The sequence below is a fragment of the Mycobacterium saskatchewanense genome (assembly GCF_010729105.1).
Classification (GTDB): Bacteria; Actinomycetota; Actinomycetes; order Mycobacteriales; family Mycobacteriaceae; genus Mycobacterium; species Mycobacterium saskatchewanense.
Genome location: NZ_AP022573.1, coordinates 946080 through 968173, shown reverse-complemented (window position 1 = coordinate 968173; position 22094 = coordinate 946080). Strand labels below are relative to the sequence as shown.

Sequence of the window (22094 nt, the reverse complement as noted above, 5' to 3'; positions counted from 1 at the left end):
TGCGACTCTCCTAACCGGTCGCGTATTACACCGGCAGCTCTATTAAGCCGGGCAAACGCTTACCCCTTGACGAGGTCATCGATGTGGACACCTGGTGAACGCCCCGGCCGATTCGTCGCGGTGACATCAGGTCTTCCAGGCGCGGAACTTCGGGGCGCCCAATGGGCTTCGGTCCTGCCGTTGATCATCGATGCCGCCGAACGCGACCCGGAAGTGGCCCGTGTGGAAGCCGCGCTCCACACGGAGTTGATGTCCCCCTTCGTCGCCGTGGTCGAACGCGCGCAACGACGCGGTGAACTGCCCCCCGGCCGGCCCCCCGCCGAGATCGTCGCCAGCCTCGTTGGCCCGCTCTTCTATCGGCGCTGGTTTTCCAAGGAACCGGTGGACGACGAGTTCGTGACGCGCCTCCTGGAGACGGTCACCGGCGGCGAGAACTGATCGACTCGGCGAAGGCAACGCGCGTAGCCGTCCGCCGATATCTCATTTGCGTCGACACGACCATCGGCAGGGCGGCAGAATCGGGGACATGACGGTATGTCCCTGCACCCGCGTCGCGCCGGCCGCGCCTCCCCTGTCCTCGCGCCGGAGTCACGCGCCGACCTCCCTGCGGCAGGCGTGATGGCGTCCGACCCGCATCGCCCGCTGAACGGCCTATCGGACATCCGCGCGTTCTTCCACACCAACAAGGTGCCGCTGTACTTCATCTCGCCGACGCCGTTCAACCTGCTAGGCGTTGACCGCTGGATACAAAATTTTTTCTACCTGACCTATTTCGACGCTTTTGAGGGCACACATTCGCGCGTGTTCGTGCCGCGGCGGCGCGACCGCCGTGATTTCGACTCCATGGACGAGGTGTGCAGCCACCTCCTGTCCGATCCCGAGACGCTCGACTTCATCGGGGGTAAAGGCCCCGGGGGCAAGTGCTGCTTTGTGATGATGAATGAGGAAATCCAGGCCCTGGCGCGGTCGGCGGGCCTCGAGGTCATGCATCCGCCGATCGAGCTGCGCCAGCGCCTGGGCTCCAAGATCGTCATGACGCGCCTGGCCAACGACGCGGGTATCCCGAGCGTGCCCAACACGATCGGACGGGCCGGCTCCTACGACGAATTGCTGACGCTCGCGCAAGACGCCGGCTTGGGCGATGATCTCGTCATCTCGATCGCTTACGGCAACGCCGGCAGCGGGACGTTCTTTGTGCATGGTCAGCGCGACTGGGACCAGCACGCCGGTGACCTGGTCGGGCAGGATCTCAAAGTCATGAAACGCATCCGCAATGTCGAGGTGTGCCTCGAGGGTGCCGTCACCCGCCACGGCACTGTGGTCGGTCCCGCGATGACGAGTCTCGTCGGGTATTCAGAGCTGACGCCGAGCCGGGGCAGCTGGTGTGGCAACGACATCTGGCACGAGGTGCTGCCGCCCGCCCAGACCCACGCCGCGCGCGAAATGGTGACAAAGCTGGGCGACGTCATGCGCCGTGAGGGATACCTCGGCTACTTCGAGGTGGACCTTCTGCATGACCTCGACTCGGACGAGCTCTACCTGGGCGAGGTGAATCCGCGCCTGAGTGGAGCCAGCCCGATGACGAACTTGACCACCGAGGCGTACGCCGACATGCCGCTGTTCCTCTTTCACCTGCTCGAGTACATGGACGTGGAATACGAGCTCGACATCGACGAGATCAACGCGCGCTGGGAGCGAGGGTATGGCGAGGACGAGGTCTGGGGCCAGGTGATCATCACGGAGACGTCGCCGGATATCGAGATCTTCACCTCGACGCCGCGCACCGGTGTGTGGCGCATCGACGACGACGGGCGGGTCTCCTTTTCGCGGACCGCCAATGACTGGGCAACCCTGCTCGACGGTTCCGAGGCGTTCTACATGAGGGTCGCGGCGCCCGGCGACTTGCGCTCCGAGGGCGCTCAACTCGGCGTGCTCGTCACCCGTGGACACCTGCAGACCGACGACTATCGGCTGAGCGACCGCTGCCAGCGCTGGGTCAAGGGTATGAGGGCGAAGTTCACCTCAACGCCCCTGACGCCCGCCTCGCCGATCGTCTCTCGGCTCGTCGCACGCGCGTGAGCGGCGGCAGCGCGATCGACGGCGAGCCCGGTCGCGCGCCGGCCGGCATCACACTGGGCAACTGGCTGTCGCCGCCCTATTCGCACTGGTCTTTTCAGCACGTCGAGGACTTCGTGCGCACGGCGCGGATCTCCCGCGGGACCGCCCCGGTCGCGGAGATGCCCGCGGCACCCGCTCCCCTGGCCGAGGTACCGGTGACCAACACCAACGGCACGTCCACCACCGTCGGCGAGGTGATGGCCGCCACCGTCACCGACGGCTGGGCCGTCGCCCATCGCGGGTCGATGGTCGCCGAGGAATACCTCGGCGGCATGGGCCCCCACACCCGGCACCTGCTGTTCTCAGTGAGCAAGTCGCTGGTGGCATGCGTCGTCGGCGCGTTGCACGAGGCCGGTGCGATCGAGGTCGACGCGCCGGTCACGGCATACGTTCCCGCCCTGGCTGATTGCGGCTATGCCGGCGCAACGGTGCGCCATCTGCTGGACATGAGGTCGGGTATCGCCTTCTCCGAGGACTACGAGGATCCCGACGCGCAGATACACCTCCTCGACCAGGCGATGGGGTGGGCACCGAGGAGCCGTCCGGATGCCCCCGCCACACTGCGGGAGTTCCTGTTGACCTTGCGGCAGAAGTCGGCGCACGGCGGGCCCTTCGAATACCGTTCGTGCGAAACCGACGTCCTCGGCTGGGTCTGCGAGGTCGCCGGGGCGCAGCGGATGCCCGACCTGATGTCCGAGTTGCTGTGGAGCCGCATCGGCGCCCAAGACGACGCAACCATCGGCGTCGACACGGAAGGCACCGGGATGTTCAACGGCGGAATCAGCGCCTGCCTCACCGATATGGTTCGGTTCGGGTCGCTGTTCTTGCAGGACGGCGTCTCGCTGACGGGGCACCAAGTGATTCCGGAAGCGTGGCTTGCGGATACCCTTGACGGCGGCCCCGATTCGCGTGAGGCGTTCGCCGCCTGCCCCGAGGACACCGAACTGCCCGGCGGGATGTACCGCAACCAAATGTGGTTCCCCTACCCCGGCAGCGACATCGTGTTATGCCTGGGTATGTGCGGTCAGATGATCTACATCAACCGCGCCGCCGAAATGGTGGCCGCCAAGGTGTCCGCCCAGCCGCACTCTCAGGAGCCGCACATGTTGGACACGCTGCGCGCATTCGATTCGGTGGCAAGCGAGTTGGTTGGAATCACCAGGTAGTTCCGGAGGTCGCCTTGCGCGCGTTGTCGCTCAGAACAGCCAACTGCCTTGCGGTGAAAGAACGAAGCCGTGTCGCCGGTCTTGGTCCGTTATCGCGCAGGCGGTCATCGACGCGTCCACGGCACACGTCTGCAGCGGTCCATCCCCGGCATAGCCGACCTTGCTGTGCGTGGGCAGCGGCTTGTAGTCCGCCGGGTTGACTGTTCCACCGGGCAGGTCACCGACAGGTTGGATCTCCTCCATTCTGGAGAGGTCGATGGTGGAGAAGCCCGAAGAGACCAGGGACCCGCCCACCATGTAGTCCAATCCGACGTAGTTGTGCGGTGTGCCCGGAAGCGTTCCCCAGCAGGCCACGTGTGCGCCGTTCTGCTTGTGCGTGAAGCTCATGCGGCATCGGTAACCGGCCGGGGCGGAGAACTGCACGCCGGTGGTCATATACGCGTGGTACGTCGTGTAGTCGGCTGCGTTGACAGCGGCGTAGCTGCTCAGGTCCGGGAACTGATTGGGGTCGGCGGCTGCGGACGGCGTCGAGCCCGACACGGCGACCACGAGAGCCGCTACGAACATCGCCACGTTCACAGCCGCCAGTGTGCAGCGGGACTGGATCGCCGTCACTTCACCCGTTGGCGGCCGGCCGGCAAGGGGCACTATGTTGTCGCGTACCTCTGGACCCGGGAAAGGTCATGGAACTGCACATCGGCCTGCAATCACTTTTCGAGCGTTTCCCCCGACTGGCGCTCGCCGGGGAGCCCGTCCCGAACAACAGCACCGTGCTGCACGGAATCAAACACCTCCCCGTGAACCTCGGACCTCCACGGATCAAAACCGGGTAACTCGGGACGTTCGCCTCTTCGCCGCCTCGGGCCTACCTGCGGCGGGCCGACCAGTAGGCAGTAGCGTGGCCGCCGTGAAGTTGTTCCGGACGTATCCCACCGTCGCGCTCACCGCCTGTGTCGCAGCAACCGTTTGCACGCTCGCCACCTCGGGCACGGCGGCTGCGGCCGGCTCATGCCCCACCGCGGCGCCGCCCGCCGGCGGGTCGCCCGAGTGGACGCTGGCCGGGACCACCGGCAGCATCGGCGTCACCGGGTCCACGGACACCACGGCGCCGCGGGTGAACGTGACGACACCGTTCAGTGTCACCCAGACGCAGGTGCACACCCTGCGCGCCGGAGACGGCCCGGTGGTCCCGGCGACCGCCAGGGTCTCCGTCTGCTACATGGGCGTCAACGGGCGTGACGGATCGGTGTTCGACAGCAGCTACGACCGCGGCGCCCCGGTCGACTTCCCACTCAACGGCGTCGTGCCGGGCTTCCAGAAGGCGATCGCGGGGCAAACCGTCGGGTCCACAGTCGCGGTCGCGATGACGTCCGCGGACGGTTACCCCGACGGTCAGCCAAGCGCCGGAATCCGGCCGGGCGACTCGCTCGTCTTCGCGATCAAGATCCTCAGCGCATCGAGTTGAGCCGCACCGCGACCTCCGCGTCCCGTGGCTACATCCGGACGGTGAGCTCCAGGCCCTTGTCGAGGGGCACCGGAGTGCTGACATAGCCGTTCTGCGGGGCGCGGACGTAATCGAGGTAGGCGTGATCCGGGTCCAGGTTGACGTTGTCGCCGAGGATGAGCGAGCCGGGCTCGAGTACGGGTTCGAGAATCTTCAGCACCGTCAGGTCGAGGTCGGGCCAGCCGTCGAGAAGCAAGAACTCCACCGGCCCGCGGACCGTCTCGAGGGTCGTGCGGGCGTCGCCTTCGAGGATGGTGATCAAGTCCGAGACTCCCGCCTCGGCGAACGTGGCGCGTGCCGCCGCCAGCTTGCGGGAGCTCATCTCGGTGGTGATGATGTGCCCTTTGCCGTTGTCGCGGACCGCAGCCGCCAGGTGCAGGGTCGAAATCCCGTACGACATGCCGTATTCGACGATCGTCGTCGGTTTGACCGCGCGAACGAGGCTGTACAGCAGCCGGCCTGATTCGGGGGCCACGGAGAGGTAATAGTCCTGGCACGCGTCGGCGCGTTCTTCTACGGGATAGTCGCGCGGCGAAACTCCTTGTCGCCGTTCGGCGTCCAGGCGTGCATCGGCAAACAGCCGATCGATGATCGAGGCGTATTCCGGTTGGGTCAAGGTAGAGGTCATGCTGCCTAGAGTAGACGAAGCGTTGCGTCTAGTCTAGGGTTCGCCCGTGGTGTTTGATCGAACTGTGGCAGGTACCCAACCGCATCGCGGCAACCGGCACGGGCGCAGTGAGGCCGCGCGAGAGGCCATCCTGCGCGCCGCCGACGATTTACTCGTTGAAAAGGGGTTCGCGGGCGTCACGGTCGAGGGGATCGCCAGGGCCGCCGGGGTTGCAAAACAAACGGTCTACCGCTGGTGGAACTCCAAGACCGACGTGCTCATGGACGCCTTCCTCGAGGACGCGGCCGCCGACCTGGAGCCGCCCGACACCGGCAGCCTCGAGTCCGATCTGCGCACACACGTGCGCGACACCATCCGATTTCTGACTACTGACGACGCCGGTGCCGTCTATCGCGCGCTGGTGGGGCAAGCGCAGCACGATGAGGAGCTTGCCCGGACGTTTCGGGCCCGCTACTTGCACGACCAGCAGGTCCGGGACCAAAAACCGTTTGTCCGTGCGGTCGCCCGCGGTGAGCTGTCGCCCGAAACCGATGTGGCCTCGCTGGCCGAGTGGCTGATGGGCCCGGTTCACTATCGGGTCCTCGTGACGGGTGAACCGGTGGACGACGCCTTTGCCGATCGCATTGTCGACAGCGCCCTCTTGGTGTGCACTCGCTGGCCAACTCCGCAGCACTCGCGGCGCGCGAAGCCGAGCCCGGCCTAGCATTGCTTCGGCAGCGCGAACCGGTCGACCGAACAGAGGGCCTGTTGACGCATCGATCGAAGTTCCGAGTCATGGTCGCCTGCATGCTTTGGGGAGCGACTTCGGCGATAGGCATCGGCGTGCCTGGGTTGTCCCGCGCCGACGGCGGCGGGCTGTCCTACCCCTTCTCGTGCAGCTGGGGCTCGCTGACGGGGGATTTCGCCGGCCGTGACGAGTTGCCGCAAAGCCAAGAGCCGCCGGACACCTGGTACCGCACGGACGCCCAGGGGCACTACCAAAACGGAGGATGGGGGCCGCGGGCGGACGCCCTCCCCGCGCCGGACGTCCCCCAAAACGCGGGCTGTGATTCCGCCATCTGGAAGCGGGAACGCATCCTCGCGGTGGCCATGCGCTACATCTATTCGCCGGACAACCCGCTGGGCCTGCAATACCGCCACCACCACATCCCGGGTTGGCAGCCGCCTACCTCGACCTACGCGGGTGTTTCTGGAGAGAATCCCGACACCGACGCGCCGCAGGGATTGGCCGCCTGGGATCCTGGGCCAGGTTTGGACTGCTCCAACTTCACTGCGTGGGTCTACAACTACGGTCTGGGCATCAAGTTCGGCGGCGACGTCCATCGACAGGCGGACGGCACCGCGGGCCCGATGGGAACCCGCATCTCAGCAGACGGACCATTCGAGCCCGGCGACGTTGTCTACCTGCATCCCAAGGGGAATGCGAGCCTGGCGTCCCACGTGGTCATCTACATCGACGACGCACACATCATCGACAGTCGGGTCAGCGCCCAAAATCGTGTCGGGGTCCAGGTCCGCGATCGGACCGGCTGGTACCGGACCGCCGTGCTGGGGGCATGGCGGCCGATCGGCTGACGAGGACTCGTTCCCCCGATCCAATCAGCAGCGATCAGCCCGCGGTGAGGCTCGCGGCAATCGCCTGGAGGTTGATGCCCTGCACCCGGCCCAGGTATTCGACATGACGGCCGACGCGCCCGCCCGGAAACTGAGAACGATCAAGTTTTCCATCTCGCCCGTTGGTAGGCCGGCGGCTGGATTGGGCTCGCAAAGCCTGCGCAGTCCCGGCAGTCCGGCGTGGACGGGTCCCCGAAACCGCCGATGCAGTAGCGTCGGGATCGTGGTGATTCGTGACCATGGCGACCCTGGGGATGCGCCCTCCGCGCCGCCGCCGCTTCGGCCGCCGAGTTCGGGCGCGCGCCCGTCCGCGGCGGAGCAGGCCCGCACGATCGCGGCCGCCGCGAACGCCGCCACGCTCGCGTCGCTGACTGCCGAAGGCGACCCGTGGGCGTCGTTGGTGGCTTATGGGCTGCTCGACGGGACGGCGGTGCTGTGCGTGTCCAGCCTGGCCGAGCACGGCCGCAACCTGGCGGGCGATCCGAGGGCCAGTCTGTCCATCGTGGCGGCGGCCACCGGAGCCGACCCGCTGGCCTGCAGCCGAATCACCCTGGCCGGCAAGGTCGTTCGGCCCTCGGACATCGAACTGGACGCCGCCCGGGCGGCCTACCTGAGCGCGGTGCCCGCTGCCCGTTTCTACCTGGACTTCAGCGACTTCAGCCTGTGGCTGCTGCGGGTCGAGCGGGTGCGCTGGGTGGGCGGGTACGGCCGGATGGACTCGGCCTCCGGTGAACAGTACGCCGGGGCGGCGCCGGATCCGATCGCACCGGCCGCCGCTCGGGCGACGGCCCACCTCAACGCCGACCACGCCGACGCGCTCGCGGCGATGGCCCGGGCGTTCGGCGGCTACCCCGACACCGACACCGCAGTCTGCTCTGGCATCGACCGCTACGGCCTCGACCTGCGGGTGCACACGCCGCGCGGCGTGGCCTATACCCGCGTCGGATTCCCGGCGCCGCTCGTTTCCGCCGACCAATTGCGTTCCGCCACAGCGGACTTGGCCCGAGGCGCCGCGTCGTCCTGGACGCCGACGGCGTGATACCTGCGACGCCAGCTCGGCGCTGGGGGTGGGACCGGCGAGTCAGAAGTTCAGACTCGAGAACATGACGCGGCCCGGATCGTACTTCTGCCGCACGGCCGTCAGCCGAGCCAAGTTCGGCCCGAAGTAGCGTGCCGCCGGTTGGTTGGCCTCGATGTAATTGACGTAGCCGCCGGCCGAATAGGGTTGCACGGCTCGGTGTGCCGTGCTCAGCCAGTTGGTGGCCGCCGACGGATCATTCGTTTCGACGTACCACTGCACCAGCGACGACTGCTGGCGCCACGGGAAGGCGGTGGCGCTCGGCGCCACACTCGCCAGGGCGCCGTCGAGCGCGTGCATGATCGCCAGCATGCGGCCCGCTCCCCGGGGGAAGGCCTCGACCGCCGCGGCGATTCCCTGGGCCGCGCCCGCATTGAGGGTGGTGATCACGTCCGAGCCGCCGACGTATCCGAGCGGTGACGGGTTGAGATTGTTGACGGCCAGATACCGCACCAGATCCAAATAGTTGAACGTGTGATTCTCGGTCCCGGTCGGTTGCACCCCGACGGCCGACACGATGGCGTTGCCCACCTTGCTCGCCGACCCGACCGGGCACGTCGCGAGGATACGAGGGTGCGTGCCGAACCCATCGACGGTGTTGTCCGCCAGCGCCCAGCTGTTCCGGTCGGCGGTACGTAGCCAGTTCTGCCAGCCGACCAGCACCTGCGCGAACGACTGCGGCGGGAAGTTGAGGTTTACGACGTCGACGTCCTGGGTGGGGAACGTCGCGAACGTCAGAGAGGTCGTCACGCCGAAGTTGCCGCCCCCGCCGCCGCGCAGCGCCCAGAACAGGTCGGGATTACTCGCGGGGGACGCGGTGACCGCCTGGCCGCCGGGCAGCACGACCGTCGCCGACGTCAGTTGGTCACAGAGCAGGCCCGCGTGACGGGACTGGGCGCCCAGGCCGCCGCCCAGCGCGTGCCCCGCGGCGCCGACCGACGGGCAGGTGCCCGTCGGGATCCCCCGGCCGGCCGCGGCCAGCGTTTGGTGCATCTCATACAGACTGGTCGCGGGGGCCACCGTGACATACCCGGTGGACGCGTCGTACTTGACGTCCCCGGGCAGCTGACGCAAGTCGATCACCATGCTGCCGTTGGCCGTAGACGCCCCCACGTACGAATGCCCGCCACTGCGCGGCGCGACCTTGAGGTTGTGCGCCGCGGCGAACGCCATCGCCTTCTGCACGTCGGCCGGCGAAGTCGGCGTGACGACTGCCGCCGGTGTGAGACCGTTGTAGTTGGTGTTGAAAACCTGCTTGGCCGAGCCGAATTGGGGACTGCCCGGGAGCACCACCTTCCCGCCGAGGGCGCTGGACAGACCCTCCCACCCGGACGTATTGGGGGCCGCGGTGGCCCGTACCGAGCCGACTCGGCCCGACCCGATCAGTGCGCCGGCGGCCAACGCCCCGGCGGCGCCGCGCAGGAACGTCTGGCGCGAGATCTCACGCGCCAACGTCGGACTCCCGCGCTTGCGTCATGTCCCGCATTGTTGTCGACGAGGCGGCACGAACCGCCGCGCCGCGGGAGGCGTTGCACGACTGTTAGCGCATCGTCGCCGAAGGATCACCGACGCGGCGGCCACGCTTCGATGCCACCGTCACGGGTAAGAACAATGGGAACCCATTACTCGGAGGCAAGGAGGCGCCCTCATGCAATTCGGCCTGTGCTACTTCCCCACCCACTACGGCATGGCGCCGGGTGAGCTCGCGGCGGCCGCGGAGGAACGCGGCTTCGAGTCCCTGCTGTTCTGCGAGCACACCCACATCCCGGTGAGCAGGAAGTCCCCCTATCCCGGCGGCGGTGAGCTGCCGAAGATGTACGCGCACACCTACGACCCGTTTGTGGCGTGCACCGCTGCCGCTGCCGCGACCCGCCGCCTGAAGGTCGGCACGGGAGTTTGTCTCGTCGTGGAGCGCGACCCCATCACGACGGCGAAGGAAGTGGCCAGCGTGGACCGCCTCTCGGGTGGGAGGTTTCTGTTCGGGGTGGGGGCCGGATGGAACCGCGAGGAGATGGCCAATCACGGCACCGATGCGCGCGTTCGCATGTCCATACTTCGTGAGCGCGTCGAGGCCATGCGATCGATCTGGACCGCCGAGGAAGCCGAATACCACGGCGACTACGTGAACTTCGACCCAATCTGGTCCTATCCCAAGCCGATCCAGTCGCCGCTGCCGGTCCTGGTCGGCGGGATGGGGCCGACCGTGGAGGACCGCATTATCGACTTCGGGGACGGATGGCTCGCCCAGGACGTCACCAGCGAAAACCTTGACGCCTTCCGCGACCGGGTGGCCAAGCTGCAGCGGCGCGTCACAGAGGCAGGGCGTGACGCCGTCGAGATCAGCCTGTTTGCCGCGTCGTCGAAGCAGGAGATGATCGAGCGATATGCGGCAGCGGGCGTCGACCGGTGCCTGTTCCTCTTGCCCGACGGTGACGACTCGGAGGTCACCGGGAAGCTGGACAGGCTGGCGGAGCGGGTCTTCTGACGGTCGTCAGTCGGTCATCGCCCAACGGATTTGGTGGAACAGGCCGGCGCCGAGCGACTCTCGCACCGATGCGAGCTGACTCAACACCGTCACATTTCCGACGGTACCGCCGCACGCGAAGTCACCCGGGCAAATACCGACGATCGCGAGACCCGACCGCGGGCACTCTCACCGGGCGAAGTCGCCGAGCCTGCACCCCAGTTGCACCAACCACTTGACTTTGAGCACGAAAATCGCGACCTGTGCGCAGGCTCGGCGCCGTCAGCGCAGGCTCGAAGGCGGACGGCCGACAGCTCCCACGTAATCGGGTAAGGGCCGACGAACGTTCCGCCTCAGGTGTGGGGCCCTTCCGAGGGCGGCCAGTGCGAACCGGGCGATGCGTCGCCGGGTTCGGCATGTTCGCCGCGGGACAGCGGCACCCACTTCTCGGTCGGGGCGGGCTGCTCCGACGAGGGAAAATCGCGGAGCTTGCCCGTCGGTTTGGCATCCCATTTGGCGAACGTCAGCGGCGTCTGCAGCCACGAAAGCAGCAGGCAATAGGCCGATTCCAGCGACTGAATGTGGGTGCGCTCCCAGCCGTGGCTGCCGTCGACGCCGAACCCGACGAGCGCGGCTCGGGTGCCGGCACCGGCCTCGATCGCCGCGGCGGCGTCGGACCGATAGTACCGGAACACGTCCCGCGCACACGGGATGCCGCGTTCGTCGGCGAGCCTGCAGAGTTTTCGGGTCAGGTGGTAGTCGAACGCGCCGTGCATGTCCGCCATCGGGATCGTCACGCCGTCCTCGATGGAGTGCTGACCGGGTGCGCACACCGCGTTGTCCACCGAAACCAGTTCGGCGACGTCGGCGGGCAGGCCATGGCTGGCTCCGTGCCCGACCTCCTCGGTGATGGTGACCATGATGATGGTGCGGTGCGGCAGCACCATCTTGTTCTCGGCGACATTCTTGGCCAGCGCCAGCGCTATCGCGACGCCCGCCTTCCCGTCGAGATGGCGCGAGACGATGAAGCCGTCGGCGGTCAGCTCGGGGCTCGCGATCAGCGCGACGAAGTCGCCGATGTTCAGGCCGAGACGGACCAGGTCCTCGCGGTTCGACACCTTGCGGTCGACACGGACCTCGACATGCTCCCAATCGGTCGGCTGGGTGTCGATCTCGTCGCCGAACGCATGCCCACTGGCCTTGACCGGCAGGATCGTGCCCGTGATGAACTCGTCCGGGTCGTCGGAGAAGATCCGGACGCGCGCGCCCGCGGCGAACCGGGCCGAGAAAGTCCCGACCGGGATGATCTCGAGCCGGCCGTTGTCCTTCAGCCTCCGCACCATGCAACCGATGGTGTCCGCGTGCACGATCAGCGCCCGGTCGGTGGTGGCCGACTCACCCGGCAGCTCGGCGGTCAGCGCCCCGCGACGGGTCAGCGAGAACCGCACCCCGAGGTCGTCGAAGATGTCGCCGATCGACTGCATCACCGCGTCCGTCCGCCCCGAGGGGCTCGGAGTCTGGAGCAGCGCGAGCAGCGTGTCGATCATCCAGACGCGGTCGGCCTCGGCCATGGCCGCGGTTTGACGCAACGGTGTCTCCCTTCCCGGTCGGATCGAACCGCGTTCAACCTACCGAAAAGTCCGCCGGCCGCGACCGGCCCGGGGTATCGGATCCAAAGGTTCATCTGCCGGCGACGGGCGGTCCGGAGACACGCGTCACAGTTCGTCGATGATCTGCTCCCGCTTGCGGGCGTATTCGGCCTCCGAGACCACTCCGGTGGCGCGCAGCGTTTCCAGCTCCTGGAGCCGTTCGGTGGTCGACGGCCGCGGGGAAGAGACGTCTGACGGGTCCGCGGCGTCCTCCGGGTCCTGCGCCTCCTCGGCGTCACCCAGGACGTCGACGACGCGGACGTGGCCCGCGGCGTCGAGGGCGTCGATGAGCCGCTGGCTCGGGGCGTCTTTGGCGACCATGAAGTCGGTCGGCAAGCCCGGCTGACCGGCCTCGGCTGCGGCCCGCACGCCGGCCTGCAGATACGGATTGCTGCTCGCCTCGATCGGCACCCAGAGCACCAGCAGTTGCCGGTCGTCGGGCACTCCCCGCGACACGTTCCACTCCGGGGTGACGGTGCGAGCCTTGAAGTCCGCCCTGTCCCAGGACCTCAGCACCCGGCCGGCGACAAGGTCTCTGTGGCTCCGCTTGTCCTCGATCACGTGGACCTGGTCCCTCGTGACCGCGAGGACGAAGGTTTCGGGCAGCCCACCCGTCTCCATCTGCTTGAGCATTCCGCCCAGGTTCCCCAGCGTCGGGACGCGGCCGAAGAACTTCGCCACTCCGCGGGTGAACCGGCTCGCGCCGGCGGCCTCGGCCACCATGTCCGTCGACGCGTGCTCGCAGCGCGTCGCCGCCTCGACGGGCTGGGACAGCACCGCTGCAGCAACCGCTGCGGCCTGTTGGTTCATTCGCAGTTCGCGCTCGGACAAAGGCTTCATGCATACCGCCAGTTGAAGATTCCGCGTTTGACCAGACGAGTTTGCCATGAAGTAAGCGGTTGCCGATTTCGGCACGCTGTGTTCGTGAGGGCTTGGCGCCCAACCAGCCGAGACGGTAGGTCGTGGGCGATGGATATGACGCTTATTGTGCGCCAACCGATCCGACTCCACACGTCAGCGTGCGGTGCCCAGGGTCGTGACGAAGAGGCCTACGCCTGCGACCAGGAGCACGAGGTCGATGAGCAGGCCGTAGGTGCGGGTGTGTAAGCGGCGCACGAGCGGACGCGCCAGGAACGGGCCGATCATCAGCGCGGCCCCGATCGCGAGGCCGCGGATGACGACGGAGTGGTTCAGCGCGCCGAATTGGTCGAAGGTCGCCATCTTGGCCAGGTAGAGCATCATGGCGCTGGCGGCCTCGGTGCCCAGGAACGAGCCGCCGGTGAGCCCGTACCCGGTGAACACCGGCACGCTGAGGGGGCCGGTGGACAAGATCAGTCCGGTCAGAAATCCGACGAGCCCGCCCGCACCGCCGAGTTGCCACAGCCGAACCCGCCATTGACGCGCCGCAATGATTCTCCGTACCGGGATCATGAGCAGGAAGAAGCCGCCGAGCACGTTCTCCACGACGGTCTGGGGAATGGTGAGCAGGGTGTGCGCGCCGAGTACCGCGGCGGGCGTACCGGGAACGGCGTAGGCCAGCACCGGTCTCCAGCGAATGTGCTTCCACCAGGCCGCGACTCGGCTCACGTTCGCCATGACGGCCGCGACGGCCATGATCGGCACGGCGACGCGCGGACCGTACATGGTGACCAGCACCGGCAGCAGCACGAGTGAAGACCCGGTGCCGACCAGTCCCCCGAGCGTGCCGGCGGCCAGAGCGATCAGGAACAGCGATGCGCAGGCGAGCATGAAGTGTTCTCCCGATGCGCGCCGCGTTTCACCGCGGCCGGCGCGTGCTCAAGGGGCGATCGAATAGCGGGGCACCGTTCCGCCTGACGCCATCAGGAGGGTGGCGATGTCGTCGAGGCGGTGCGGCCGGGCGACGAGTTGCGGCCAGGGAAACCGCTCGCCCGTCTGGCGCAGGAAGTCCAGCGCGGCGGTGAGGTGGCGCGGCTCGTAGTTGTGCACCCCTGCGATGCACAACTGGCGACGCACCACCGACTCCGGGTCCACGCTGATCGGTGTGTCGGGAGCCACGGACCCGGCCAGCACCGCCACCCCCTGGACGTCGAGCGCGCGTATCCCGGCTCCCAGCGCCGCCGACGAGCCGGAGAACTCCAACAGCACGTCGCAATCGGCGTTCTCGGGGATTGACGGTTCCACTGAGGTCGCGCCGAAGCGTTGTGCGAATTGGCGTCTGGCGGGCACCGGGTCGACTGCCAGCACCGAGGCGGCTCCGGCCCAGGCCGCCGCGGCCACCGCACTCAGGCCCAGCATGCCCGCTCCCACGACCACCACTCGTCGGCCGGCCATCGCGCCTGCACGCTCGGTAACCGCCATGACCGTGGCGGTCGCGCACGCGGCGGGCGCAGCGACAGCGTCGGGCAGGTCGTCGGCGACGATCGCGATCGGCAAACCTTTCGGCAACACCGCGTGTTGGGCATAGCCGCCGGAAAGCGCCCACCCCGAATCCAGCGCTTCGTGCCCGGCCTTGCGCACGGTGCGGCATTTCGCGGTCACGCCGGCGCGGCACCGATCGCACGCGCCGCACGCCAGCGTGACCGACCAGATGACGCGCTGCCCCACCCGCAACGGGCGGCCGTCGACTGCACCAGGGTCGCCCTCCCCGAGCGAGACGATCTCACCGACGGCTTCATGGCCGAGGATCGACGGACAGGGTTGGGTGCGGCGTCCGCTGACGGTGTGGCGGTCGCTGCCGCAGACCGTGGCCAGCCGCACCCGCACCAAAACCTCGCCCCGGCCCAGCGGCGGGACGGGGACCAGTTGCATGCTGATGTTCCCGCCTCCGCGCCATACGGCGGCGAGGGTCTTTGTGGTCACGAAATGCTCGCTGCGGCAACGGGTGCGCCGATTAAGGCCGGCAGGTCGGCCACCGAGGGCAGCAGGTGCGTGTGCTTATGAGCTCCGAGTTCCTCGGCCGTGCCGGCGCCGGAGAGCACGCCGACGACGGAGGCCGCGCCGGCATTTGTGCCGGCCTCGAGATCGCGCGGCGTGTCCCCGGCGACGAGAACGCGCGCGACGTCGATGACCCCGAGGAGTTCCATCGCCCGGAAGATCATGAAGGGGGCGGGCCGCCCGGCCGGCACATCACTGCCGCACACGACGGCGTCGACGGTCGAATCCCCTTGCCAGCCCAGCGCTTCGAGCAAAGATTCGACGATTTCGCGCTCGAAGCCAGTGTTGAGTGCGACTCGAATGCCGGCCCGCCGCAGATCGGCCAGCGCTTCGGGCACGCCGGGCAGTGGCACCGGCGCGGCGGCGGTGTAGGCCGCCGTCAACCGCGCATGGAAGTCGGCGACGACGGTCCGCAGCCGCCCGGCATCCGGCGGGGGGCCGCCGGGCGGGGTGAGCAACGCCCGCAGGGCTTCGTGTTTGGCTGCGCCGTGCCAGCGCCCGATGTCGTCGGGGGTGGGCGTGCCGCCGTGCGCGACCGCGGTCTCGGCGAGTACCCGATATACCTGCTGACCGTCGTCGATGGTGGTGCCCGCCATATCCAGGACGACGAGTTCGGGTGTGATCATGCGGACCTCCTGATCAGGGCTTGGCGTTGCGGGCCAGAGCGCAGCGCGCGTCGAGGGTGTTCTCGAGCGTGAAGCTGACCAGCCCCGGCAGATAGCGGTCGTCGTGATATTCGATGACCTCGCCGTCGGCGCTGCGGGTGCGGCGTTGTTGCCGCAGCAAGGGCGCGCCCTCGGCGACGTCGAGATGCACTGCGTCGACCGGGTCGGCGGCGATCGCGTCGATGACGTGGGAGGCCGTGCGGAACTGGACGCCCTGAGACAGCAGATACGCCCACAACGACCCTGAGTCGCAATCGAAGTCGAACAACCGACGGCCGACGTGCTCGACGAACGTGGCGCGCTCGAGCATGGCCGGCTCGCCGTCGAGAAGCCGCAACCGCAGCATCTGCACCACCGGCACGCCCTCGTCGACACCGAGTTCGGCCGCCGCGGTGTCGTCGGCCCGGCGCAACGCAAGCTCCAGGGTGCGCTGTCCGGGCGTGCGGCCGATCGAATGTGCCCAGGCGGAATATGAGAGCAGAGTGTCGAACGGCTGGCCGACCGAGGAAGAACACACCACTGGCGGCTTTCCGCGCCCACCTGAGATGACCCCCTCCGCGCGCAGTGCGGCGAGCGCCTGACGCACGGGTCCGCGTGATGCGTTCCACCGGTGGCATAGCTGTGACTCGGACGGCAGCGCCGCGCCAAGTGCGAGTTCCCCCCGCTGGATCTGTTCGCGCAGGCTGTCGGCGATCATCTCGTGCAACGCCACGGTCATGAACTTGACTATACAGGTCTGGGCGAGGTCCGAATAGAGCAGGCGACCTCAAATAGACTGCAGATTAATCGTTTCTGAAATCTGACTCCGATTGCAGCAAGAAGTTGACATGGTGCACCCGGATGAATGACGGTACTTCTCATGACAAGTTGGCGGTGGACGCCGAGCCTGGCGCTCCGCTCGTGCGTTTCGCCCCATGCCCACCGCTGTCCGGAGGACGCCATGACCACAACGACGGAAGCCGGCGTCGCGAAGGCGATCGACGACGCGAAACTCGGTGTCTTTCACTTCAAGGCGGCGGCAACCGCCGGCGCCGGCTTCTTCACCGACTCCTACGACCTGAACGTGATCGGCACGGTAACGCTGTTGGCCACCACGGAGTTTCACCTCAACGGCAAGCAGATCTCCATGCTGACGAGTTCCACGCTGCTGGCAGTCGCGTTGGGCGCCGTCCTTTTCGGGCGGCTCGGCGATGTGTTCGGGCGCCGCCGCGTATACGGCCTGGAAGCGGTGCTGATGATGATCGGCGCCTTGATCTCCGCGCTGGCACCGAATTTCACGATGCTGCTGGTCGGCCGGCTGATCCTCGGGCTGGGCATCGGCGGCGACTACCCGGCCAGCGGGGTGATCATGACCGAGTACGCCAACCGCCGAAACCGCGGCCGGCTCGTCGGACTGACCTTCATTTTCTACGTGTTCGGTCAAGCGTGCGCCTACCTGGTCAGCCTGTTGGTCCTCGCCGTGGGCATTCCCGACGACACGGCGTGGCGGCTCATCCTGGGGTTGGGCGTGTTGCCGTCGCTGCTGGTGCTGTACCAGCGCAGGCACATGCCCGAGTCACCGCGGTGGACCGCCGAGCGGGGCGACGAGAAGCGGGCGCGTGAGGACTTCGAATCGTTCTCGGCACAGTCGGGCAACTCCGCCTTCTCCGCCCCCTTTGCGTTGGGCGCGCCGCACGTGGGCATCCGCTCGGTCCTCGCTAACCGGCGCGTCCTGATCACCCTGGCGGGCACCGCGGGCAGCTGGTTCTTCTTCAACGTGGCGGTGTATGGCAATGCGGTCAGCCAGCCGCTGCTCATCAAGAGCATCGCGCCGCACGGTACCGTACTGTCGAACATCGCGCTCAACGCCGTCCTGGTGGTGTGCTTCACCCTCGGCGGCGGCATCGCCGGCCTGCTCGCCTTGGATCGGGTGCCGCGACGACGGCTGCAGATCGTGGGCTTCGGACTATGCGCCGTGGCGATGCTGGTCATCGCCGTGGTGCCCAGCCTCAGCGTCAGCGTGGTTCCGTTTGCGTTTGTCTTCGGGGTCTCGCTGTTCGGAATCGCGTTCGGTCCCAACTACACCACCATGTTGCTGGCGGCGGAGTCGTATCCGACCTCGATCCGCAGCACGTGCCACGGCGTGTCGGCCGGCGTCGCCAAGGTGGGCGCGTTCGTCGGCGCACTGCTAGTGCCGTTGCTGCTGACCGGCGAGGGGCTGCGCTCGGTGATGCTCTTGGCATTCTGTTGCTACGCCGCTGCGATCGCCGCGACGATGCTGTTGCGCGAGCCGAACGGCCTCGCGCTCGACGAAGTCAGCAAGGACATTCGGATCGGCGCTCGCGCGCGGCAGACCCGCTCGGAAACCTCGCTGCCACAACCCCTCCGGGCCTGAGCCAGGGTGGCGGCACAGTAGACGGCGGCGGCTTTTCTGGAAGCGGGTGGCTAAGCCGCCATTGTTCAACGCCCGAGTGGACTTGCGTTCAACGATGTTGTCCGGCTGGCGCGCGAACCCCCCTCACGCGATGGGGACTGGGCTGCGGCGAGGGCCGTCGGCGGCCCGACCTGGCGCGACCTGACGGACGATGCCGCCGCGGCGCGTGACCTGGCGAAAGACGGCGGCGTCCTGATCACTCGGGGCGGCCGGGTCCTCGACCCCGATGGCGGATGGCGCGCCCTATTCGCATCCGCACCGCCGACGGATCGCCCCCGGCGTAACAGGACGCTACAATCGTTACAAGATGCTACGGAAGCGAGAAGTGATGGTTGACGTTGCCGCGGATCGGGTAACCCGCTTCGCTGCCGATCTGGTGGACAGCGCAGCCGCCGAGGGGGCCCGACAGAGCCGCTCGGCCAAGCAGCAACTCGACCATTGGGCGCGCGTGGGTCGGGCGGTCTCCAGCCAGCACACGGCCGCGCGCCGGCGGGTCGAGGCCGCGCTGGCCGGCGACCTCGAGCTACGTGAACTCAGCGTCGAAGAGGGCGTCGTCTTCAACGCCGAGATCGCCGCGGCGGTCGAGGAAAACCTCGTCAAAGCCCACTACGGCGACCGGCTCGCCCAGCGCGGCATCGCCACCGTGGCGCTCGACGAGGCCGGTGAGATCGTCGAATACCCGCCCGACGGACGCCCCGTCGTCGTGACCGCCGGCCGCCGGCGCGCCCGCCGCGGAAAGTAACGCCGCCGGCCGATGAACCGGCTGGACTTGGTCATCGGGCCCAACGGAGCCGGAAAATCCACCTTCGTCGAATTCACGCTCGCGCCCTTACTGCCGGGAAGCGCGTTCGTCAACGCCGACGAGATCGCCAAGCGTCGCTGGCCCGCCCATCCGACCGCGCACGCCTACGAGGCCGCCCGGGTGGCCGCCGAAACCCGTTCCCGGCTGATCGAATTGCGCCGCTCCTTCATCGCCGAAACCGTGTTCTCCCATCCCTCCAAGCTCGAGTTGATCGGCACCGCGCGCGCGGCCGGCTACACCGTGGTGTTGCACGTTCTGCTCATCCCCGAAGAGCTGGCCGTGCAGCGGGTCAGACACCGAGTCGTCGCCGGCGGACATGACGTCCCCGAGGACAAGATCCGCCAACGGTTCCAACGTCTTTGGGCGCTGGCCGTCGCCGCGATCCCCCGCTGCGACTCGGCCACCGTGTACGACAACAGCGCGCTGAAAGGGCCTCGCATCGTCGCCCAGCTCAGTGGCGGCGAATTGATCGGCGCCACAAGTTGGCCGGTGTGGGCACCGCGCGAGTTGTCAGCACGGTGGCCGGCGTGACGCTAGGCCGGCCCGAACCACGTCACCAGAGCGTTGTGCAGACCCGGGTCGCCGCCCTCCCCCGCCCACGCCACGTATCCGTCCGGTCGGATCAAGACGGCTCCGGGGGCCGGCACGGCGCCGATCGCCGGAAGTTCCCACGGGCCAGCGTATTTCGTATCGACCGATTTGACACGGTTTGAACATCGGCCGACATCCGCACCCCCGCGGTCACCGAAGTTGAGCAGCACCGGCCGGGCATCGTGCAGCAGGCTGAACACCCGGAGCGGACCGCCCCCGTCGACGAGATCGAGATCGGGAATGCGGCGCCCGAGCACCGGGTGACCCTCCCCGAGGTCGTAACGGATGTCCAGCCCGGACATCATCGCGGCGAATCGCTTGCGTGGCTCCTCCATGACCAGCACGTCGGACATGGTGTCGCGCAAGGCTTTGGTGCGGTCATCCGGACGCAGGAGCGCCATCTGGGCCATTGCGTTGCGCAGCACCCGGGCCGCGACGGGATGACGCTCGGCGTGGTAGGTGTCGAGGAGGCCGTCGGGTGCCGCGCCTTTCACCACCTGCGCCAGCTTCCAGCCCAGGTTCACCGCGTCCTGCACACCGGTGTTGAGGCCCTGGCCGCCCACCGGATGATGGACGTGCGCGGCATCACCGGCCAGCAGCACCCGCCGGTCGCGATAGGCCGCGGCCTGCCGCGCCGCATCGGTGAACCGGGATATCCAAGCGGGACTGTGGATCCCGTAATCGGTTCCGTAGACGGCGGCCAGCGCCTCGCTCAGCTCCCCCAGCGTCGCGTTTCCGGCGGGGCCGACCCGTCGCTCGGTGACCATCACCCGAACCGGTCCGTCGCCGTCGGGCTTGTTCAGGGCGTGCACACCGAGTGCGTCATGCCGGATACCCCAATCCGGTGCATTCCCCGGCTCGGAGGACATGTCCACCTCGGCCAAGCAGGTAGCTGGTCGTCGGATCCCATCCCGGAAAGTCGATCCCGGCGGCCTTGCGAACCACGCTTCGTCCGCCGTCGCACCCCACGAGATATCCGGCACGCACGGCCGAGCCGTCGGACCGCCTGATCTGGACTCCGCCGTCATCCTGGGCAATCCCCGACACCTCTTGCCCGCGATAGATCGGGACGTTCAGCTCCGCGACCCAATCCGCCAAGATCCGCTCAATCTCGTTCTGCCACAACGCAAGGCCATAGGGATGCCGGGTGGGAAGGTCGCTGATGTCCAGCCGGATCTGCGCGTAGCTCGCCACCTGGGCCACCTGCCCCGCGCCAGAAAGCGGTCGGCGATCCCGCGTTGGTCGAGCACCTCGATGGTGCGCGCGTGCAGACCACCCGCGCGCGAGCCGACCAACCGCTGGTCGGGCCGCCGCTCCACCACGGCGACGTCCACCCCGGCCAACGCCAATTCCCCTGCCAGCATCAGCCCCGTGGGGCCGGCCCCGGCGATCACCACCGCATGATCGGCCAATCTTTCGTTCTCCCGCATCGCGTCCCCCAAATGTCCGGCGAATTATGTGTTCGGCCAGCGATTTTGCGGCAGGACCCGGGTCTTGCGGCAAGCCCCCCGTTGCCCTATAAGTTGAGAATGGGAGGGGTTCCGTCGAAGAGAAGTTGGGCAAGTCGGCGGCCTCAGGAACCCGTCTGCATTTCGGAGATGAGTGCGGCCAACGTGAGGATCCGCTCGGCGTTGCGCACGTGCAGGCTCTCGATCATTCGGCCGTCGACCGTTATGACGCTGCCGCCGTCCGATTGCGCCTTCCGATAGGCCGCCACGATCTTGCGGGCCTCCGCCACTTCGTCGGGCGAGGGGCCGAACAGGTCGTTGGCGGGCCCGACCTGGGAAGGGTGAATCAACGTCTTGCCGTCGAAACCCATCTCACGACCTTGGCGCGCCTCGGACCGGAAGCCCGCTTCGTCGCTGATGTCGTTGAACACCCCGTCCAACACCACCTTCCCGGCTGCCCGCGCTCCCAGCACGGCCAGTGCCAGCGCCGGTACGACGGGTGCGCGGCCCGGCACGTGTAGCGCATGCAGGTCGTTCACGAGGTCGTTGGTGCCGATCACCAGGGCGGCCAAGCGATCGTTCGCGGCGGCGATCTCCTCCGCCCTGAGGAAGGACCGGGGCGTTTCGATCATGACCCACAGCTGCAACGATTCCGGCGCCCCGAGGGCGTCGAGCGCGCCGGTCAGCGACCGGACGTGGTCGCCGTGCTCGACCTTGGGCACGAGCACGCCGTCGGCGCCCGAACCGGCCACCGCGGCCAGGTCGTCCTCGTGCCAGTCGGTGCCCAGCCCGTTGACGCGCACCACGACCTCCCGGGACCCGTAGCCGCCCGACGAGACCGCGTCGCACACCCTCGCCCGCGAGTCCGCCTTGGCGTCGGGGCCCACGGCATCCTCGAGATCGAAGATCAACACGTCCGCGGGCAACGTCCTCCCCTTCTCCAGCGCGCGGGCCTTGTTCCCGGGCAGGTACAGGGCGGATCGGCGCGGGCGCAGTGTCGGTGCCATGGCCTCATCCTCTCCCAGGCCGGTTCGCCTC

The 22094-nt window shown here is 67.9% G+C and carries 22 protein-coding genes and 2 pseudogenes; 13 read left to right on the top strand and 11 right to left on the bottom strand.

Annotation, left to right across the window (positions count from 1 at the left end):
- The first annotated feature begins 81 nt into the window (after positions 1–81).
- The 3 genes from G6N56_RS04465 to G6N56_RS04455 all read left to right on the top strand — a co-directional run bounded on the left by G6N56_RS04465 (position 82) and on the right by G6N56_RS04455 (position 3284).
- Positions 82–438, top strand: a complete 357-nt coding sequence (locus tag G6N56_RS04465; protein WP_085257291.1) for a TetR-like C-terminal domain-containing protein — start codon at positions 82–84, stop codon at positions 436–438.
- Positions 439–618: 180 nt separating this feature from the next.
- Positions 619–2079 carry a biotin carboxylase gene (locus G6N56_RS04460; protein WP_085257290.1) on the top strand — a complete coding sequence of 487 codons (1461 nt, stop codon included), beginning with the start codon at positions 619–621 and terminating at the stop codon, positions 2077–2079.
- A gap of 14 nt (positions 2080–2093) precedes the next feature.
- The gene (locus tag G6N56_RS04455) at positions 2094–3284 is read left to right on the top strand and encodes a serine hydrolase domain-containing protein (RefSeq protein WP_232069302.1); all 1191 of its coding nucleotides are present in this window, start codon (positions 2094–2096) and stop codon (positions 3282–3284) included.
- A 30-nt stretch (positions 3285–3314) separates the two neighbouring features.
- Here the strand turns inward: G6N56_RS04455 and G6N56_RS04450 are convergent, their stop codons facing one another.
- Positions 3315–3863 (bottom strand): hypothetical protein, encoded by a 549-nt coding sequence (locus G6N56_RS04450; RefSeq protein ID WP_085257289.1) that lies wholly within the window; start codon positions 3861–3863, stop codon positions 3315–3317.
- A 107-nt stretch (positions 3864–3970) separates the two neighbouring features.
- Here G6N56_RS04450 and G6N56_RS04445 point away from each other — a divergent pair.
- Positions 3971–4117, top strand: a pseudogene (locus G6N56_RS04445) (cytochrome P450); the annotation flags it as partial.
- 80 nt (positions 4118–4197) lie between these two features.
- A complete protein-coding gene (locus G6N56_RS04440) occupies positions 4198–4749 on the top strand; it encodes an FKBP-type peptidyl-prolyl cis-trans isomerase (RefSeq protein ID WP_232069301.1) in 552 nt (183 codons plus the stop codon).
- Between the two features lie 28 nt (positions 4750–4777).
- Here G6N56_RS04440 and G6N56_RS04435 read toward each other — a convergent pair whose 3' ends face one another.
- Positions 4778–5416, bottom strand: coding sequence for an O-methyltransferase (locus G6N56_RS04435; RefSeq protein WP_085257287.1), 639 nt, complete (start codon positions 5414–5416; stop codon positions 4778–4780).
- 46 nt (positions 5417–5462) lie between these two features.
- Between G6N56_RS04435 and G6N56_RS04430 the strand changes: the two genes are divergently transcribed.
- The 3 genes from G6N56_RS04430 to G6N56_RS04420 all read left to right on the top strand — a co-directional run bounded on the left by G6N56_RS04430 (position 5463) and on the right by G6N56_RS04420 (position 8069).
- The gene (locus tag G6N56_RS04430; protein ID WP_232069212.1) at positions 5463–6119 is read left to right on the top strand and encodes a TetR/AcrR family transcriptional regulator; all 657 of its coding nucleotides are present in this window, start codon (positions 5463–5465) and stop codon (positions 6117–6119) included.
- A gap of 83 nt (positions 6120–6202) precedes the next feature.
- Positions 6203–6991, top strand: coding sequence for an NlpC/P60 family protein (locus G6N56_RS04425; protein ID WP_142280736.1), 789 nt, complete (start codon positions 6203–6205; stop codon positions 6989–6991).
- 262 nt (positions 6992–7253) lie between these two features.
- Positions 7254–8069, top strand: coding sequence for a HugZ family pyridoxamine 5'-phosphate oxidase (locus G6N56_RS04420; protein ID WP_085257284.1), 816 nt, complete (start codon positions 7254–7256; stop codon positions 8067–8069).
- Between the two features lie 42 nt (positions 8070–8111).
- Here G6N56_RS04420 and G6N56_RS04415 read toward each other — a convergent pair whose 3' ends face one another.
- Positions 8112–9560 carry an FAD-binding oxidoreductase gene (locus G6N56_RS04415; protein ID WP_085257283.1) on the bottom strand — a complete coding sequence of 483 codons (1449 nt, stop codon included), beginning with the start codon at positions 9558–9560 and terminating at the stop codon, positions 8112–8114.
- A gap of 196 nt (positions 9561–9756) precedes the next feature.
- Here G6N56_RS04415 and G6N56_RS04410 point away from each other — a divergent pair, with 196 nt between their 5' ends.
- Positions 9757–10593, top strand: a complete 837-nt coding sequence (locus tag G6N56_RS04410) for an LLM class F420-dependent oxidoreductase (RefSeq protein ID WP_085257282.1) — start codon at positions 9757–9759, stop codon at positions 10591–10593.
- 332 nt (positions 10594–10925) lie between these two features.
- Here the strand turns inward: G6N56_RS04410 and G6N56_RS04405 are convergent, their stop codons facing one another.
- The 6 genes from G6N56_RS04405 to G6N56_RS04380 form a co-directional block, all read right to left on the bottom strand.
- Positions 10926–12161, bottom strand: a complete 1236-nt coding sequence (locus G6N56_RS04405; protein ID WP_085257281.1) for an osmoprotectant NAGGN system M42 family peptidase — start codon at positions 12159–12161, stop codon at positions 10926–10928.
- A gap of 126 nt (positions 12162–12287) precedes the next feature.
- Positions 12288–13061: a hypothetical protein gene (locus G6N56_RS28795; protein ID WP_232069211.1), complete on the bottom strand. Its 774-nt coding sequence runs from the start codon at positions 13059–13061 to the stop codon at positions 12288–12290.
- A gap of 174 nt (positions 13062–13235) precedes the next feature.
- Complete coding sequence (locus G6N56_RS04395; RefSeq protein WP_085257279.1) at positions 13236–13970, bottom strand: sulfite exporter TauE/SafE family protein; 735 nt, start codon at positions 13968–13970, stop codon at positions 13236–13238.
- A 48-nt stretch (positions 13971–14018) separates the two neighbouring features.
- Entirely contained in the window at positions 14019–15011 is a 993-nt protein-coding gene (locus G6N56_RS04390) for a zinc-binding dehydrogenase (RefSeq protein ID WP_085257393.1), read from the bottom strand.
- Between the two features lie 47 nt (positions 15012–15058).
- Positions 15059–15763 (bottom strand): phosphonatase-like hydrolase, encoded by a 705-nt coding sequence (locus G6N56_RS04385; protein WP_085257278.1) that lies wholly within the window; start codon positions 15761–15763, stop codon positions 15059–15061.
- Between the two features lie 13 nt (positions 15764–15776).
- Positions 15777–16520 carry a GntR family transcriptional regulator gene (locus G6N56_RS04380; RefSeq protein ID WP_085257277.1) on the bottom strand — a complete coding sequence of 248 codons (744 nt, stop codon included), beginning with the start codon at positions 16518–16520 and terminating at the stop codon, positions 15777–15779.
- 222 nt (positions 16521–16742) lie between these two features.
- On the opposite strand from G6N56_RS04380, the gene G6N56_RS04375 reads away from it, so the two are divergent.
- From G6N56_RS04375 to G6N56_RS04360, 4 genes are read left to right on the top strand one after another with little or no spacing between them, the layout of a single operon-like run.
- A complete protein-coding gene (locus G6N56_RS04375) occupies positions 16743–18176 on the top strand; it encodes an MFS transporter (RefSeq protein ID WP_158090744.1) in 1434 nt (477 codons plus the stop codon).
- A 60-nt stretch (positions 18177–18236) separates the two neighbouring features.
- Entirely contained in the window at positions 18237–18551 is a 315-nt protein-coding gene (locus G6N56_RS29575; protein ID WP_169717543.1) for a DUF3253 domain-containing protein, read from the top strand.
- Positions 18544–18957: a TA system antitoxin ParD family protein gene (locus tag G6N56_RS04365; protein ID WP_085257275.1), complete on the top strand. Its 414-nt coding sequence runs from the start codon at positions 18544–18546 to the stop codon at positions 18955–18957. Before G6N56_RS29575 ends, G6N56_RS04365 begins: the two co-directional genes overlap by 8 nt.
- A 12-nt stretch (positions 18958–18969) precedes the next feature.
- A complete protein-coding gene (locus tag G6N56_RS04360; protein ID WP_085257274.1) occupies positions 18970–19548 on the top strand; it encodes an ATPase in 579 nt (192 codons plus the stop codon).
- 2 nt (positions 19549–19550) lie between these two features.
- On the opposite strand, the pseudogene G6N56_RS28785 reads toward G6N56_RS04360, so the two are convergent.
- Together G6N56_RS28785 and G6N56_RS04345 are read right to left on the bottom strand one after the other, a co-directional pair.
- A pseudogene (locus tag G6N56_RS28785) lies at positions 19551–21020 on the bottom strand (FAD-dependent monooxygenase).
- Positions 21021–21181: 161 nt separating this feature from the next.
- Positions 21182–22063 (bottom strand): HpcH/HpaI aldolase/citrate lyase family protein, encoded by an 882-nt coding sequence (locus G6N56_RS04345; RefSeq protein WP_085257273.1) that lies wholly within the window; start codon positions 22061–22063, stop codon positions 21182–21184.
- Between the last annotated feature and the right edge of the window lie 31 nt (positions 22064–22094).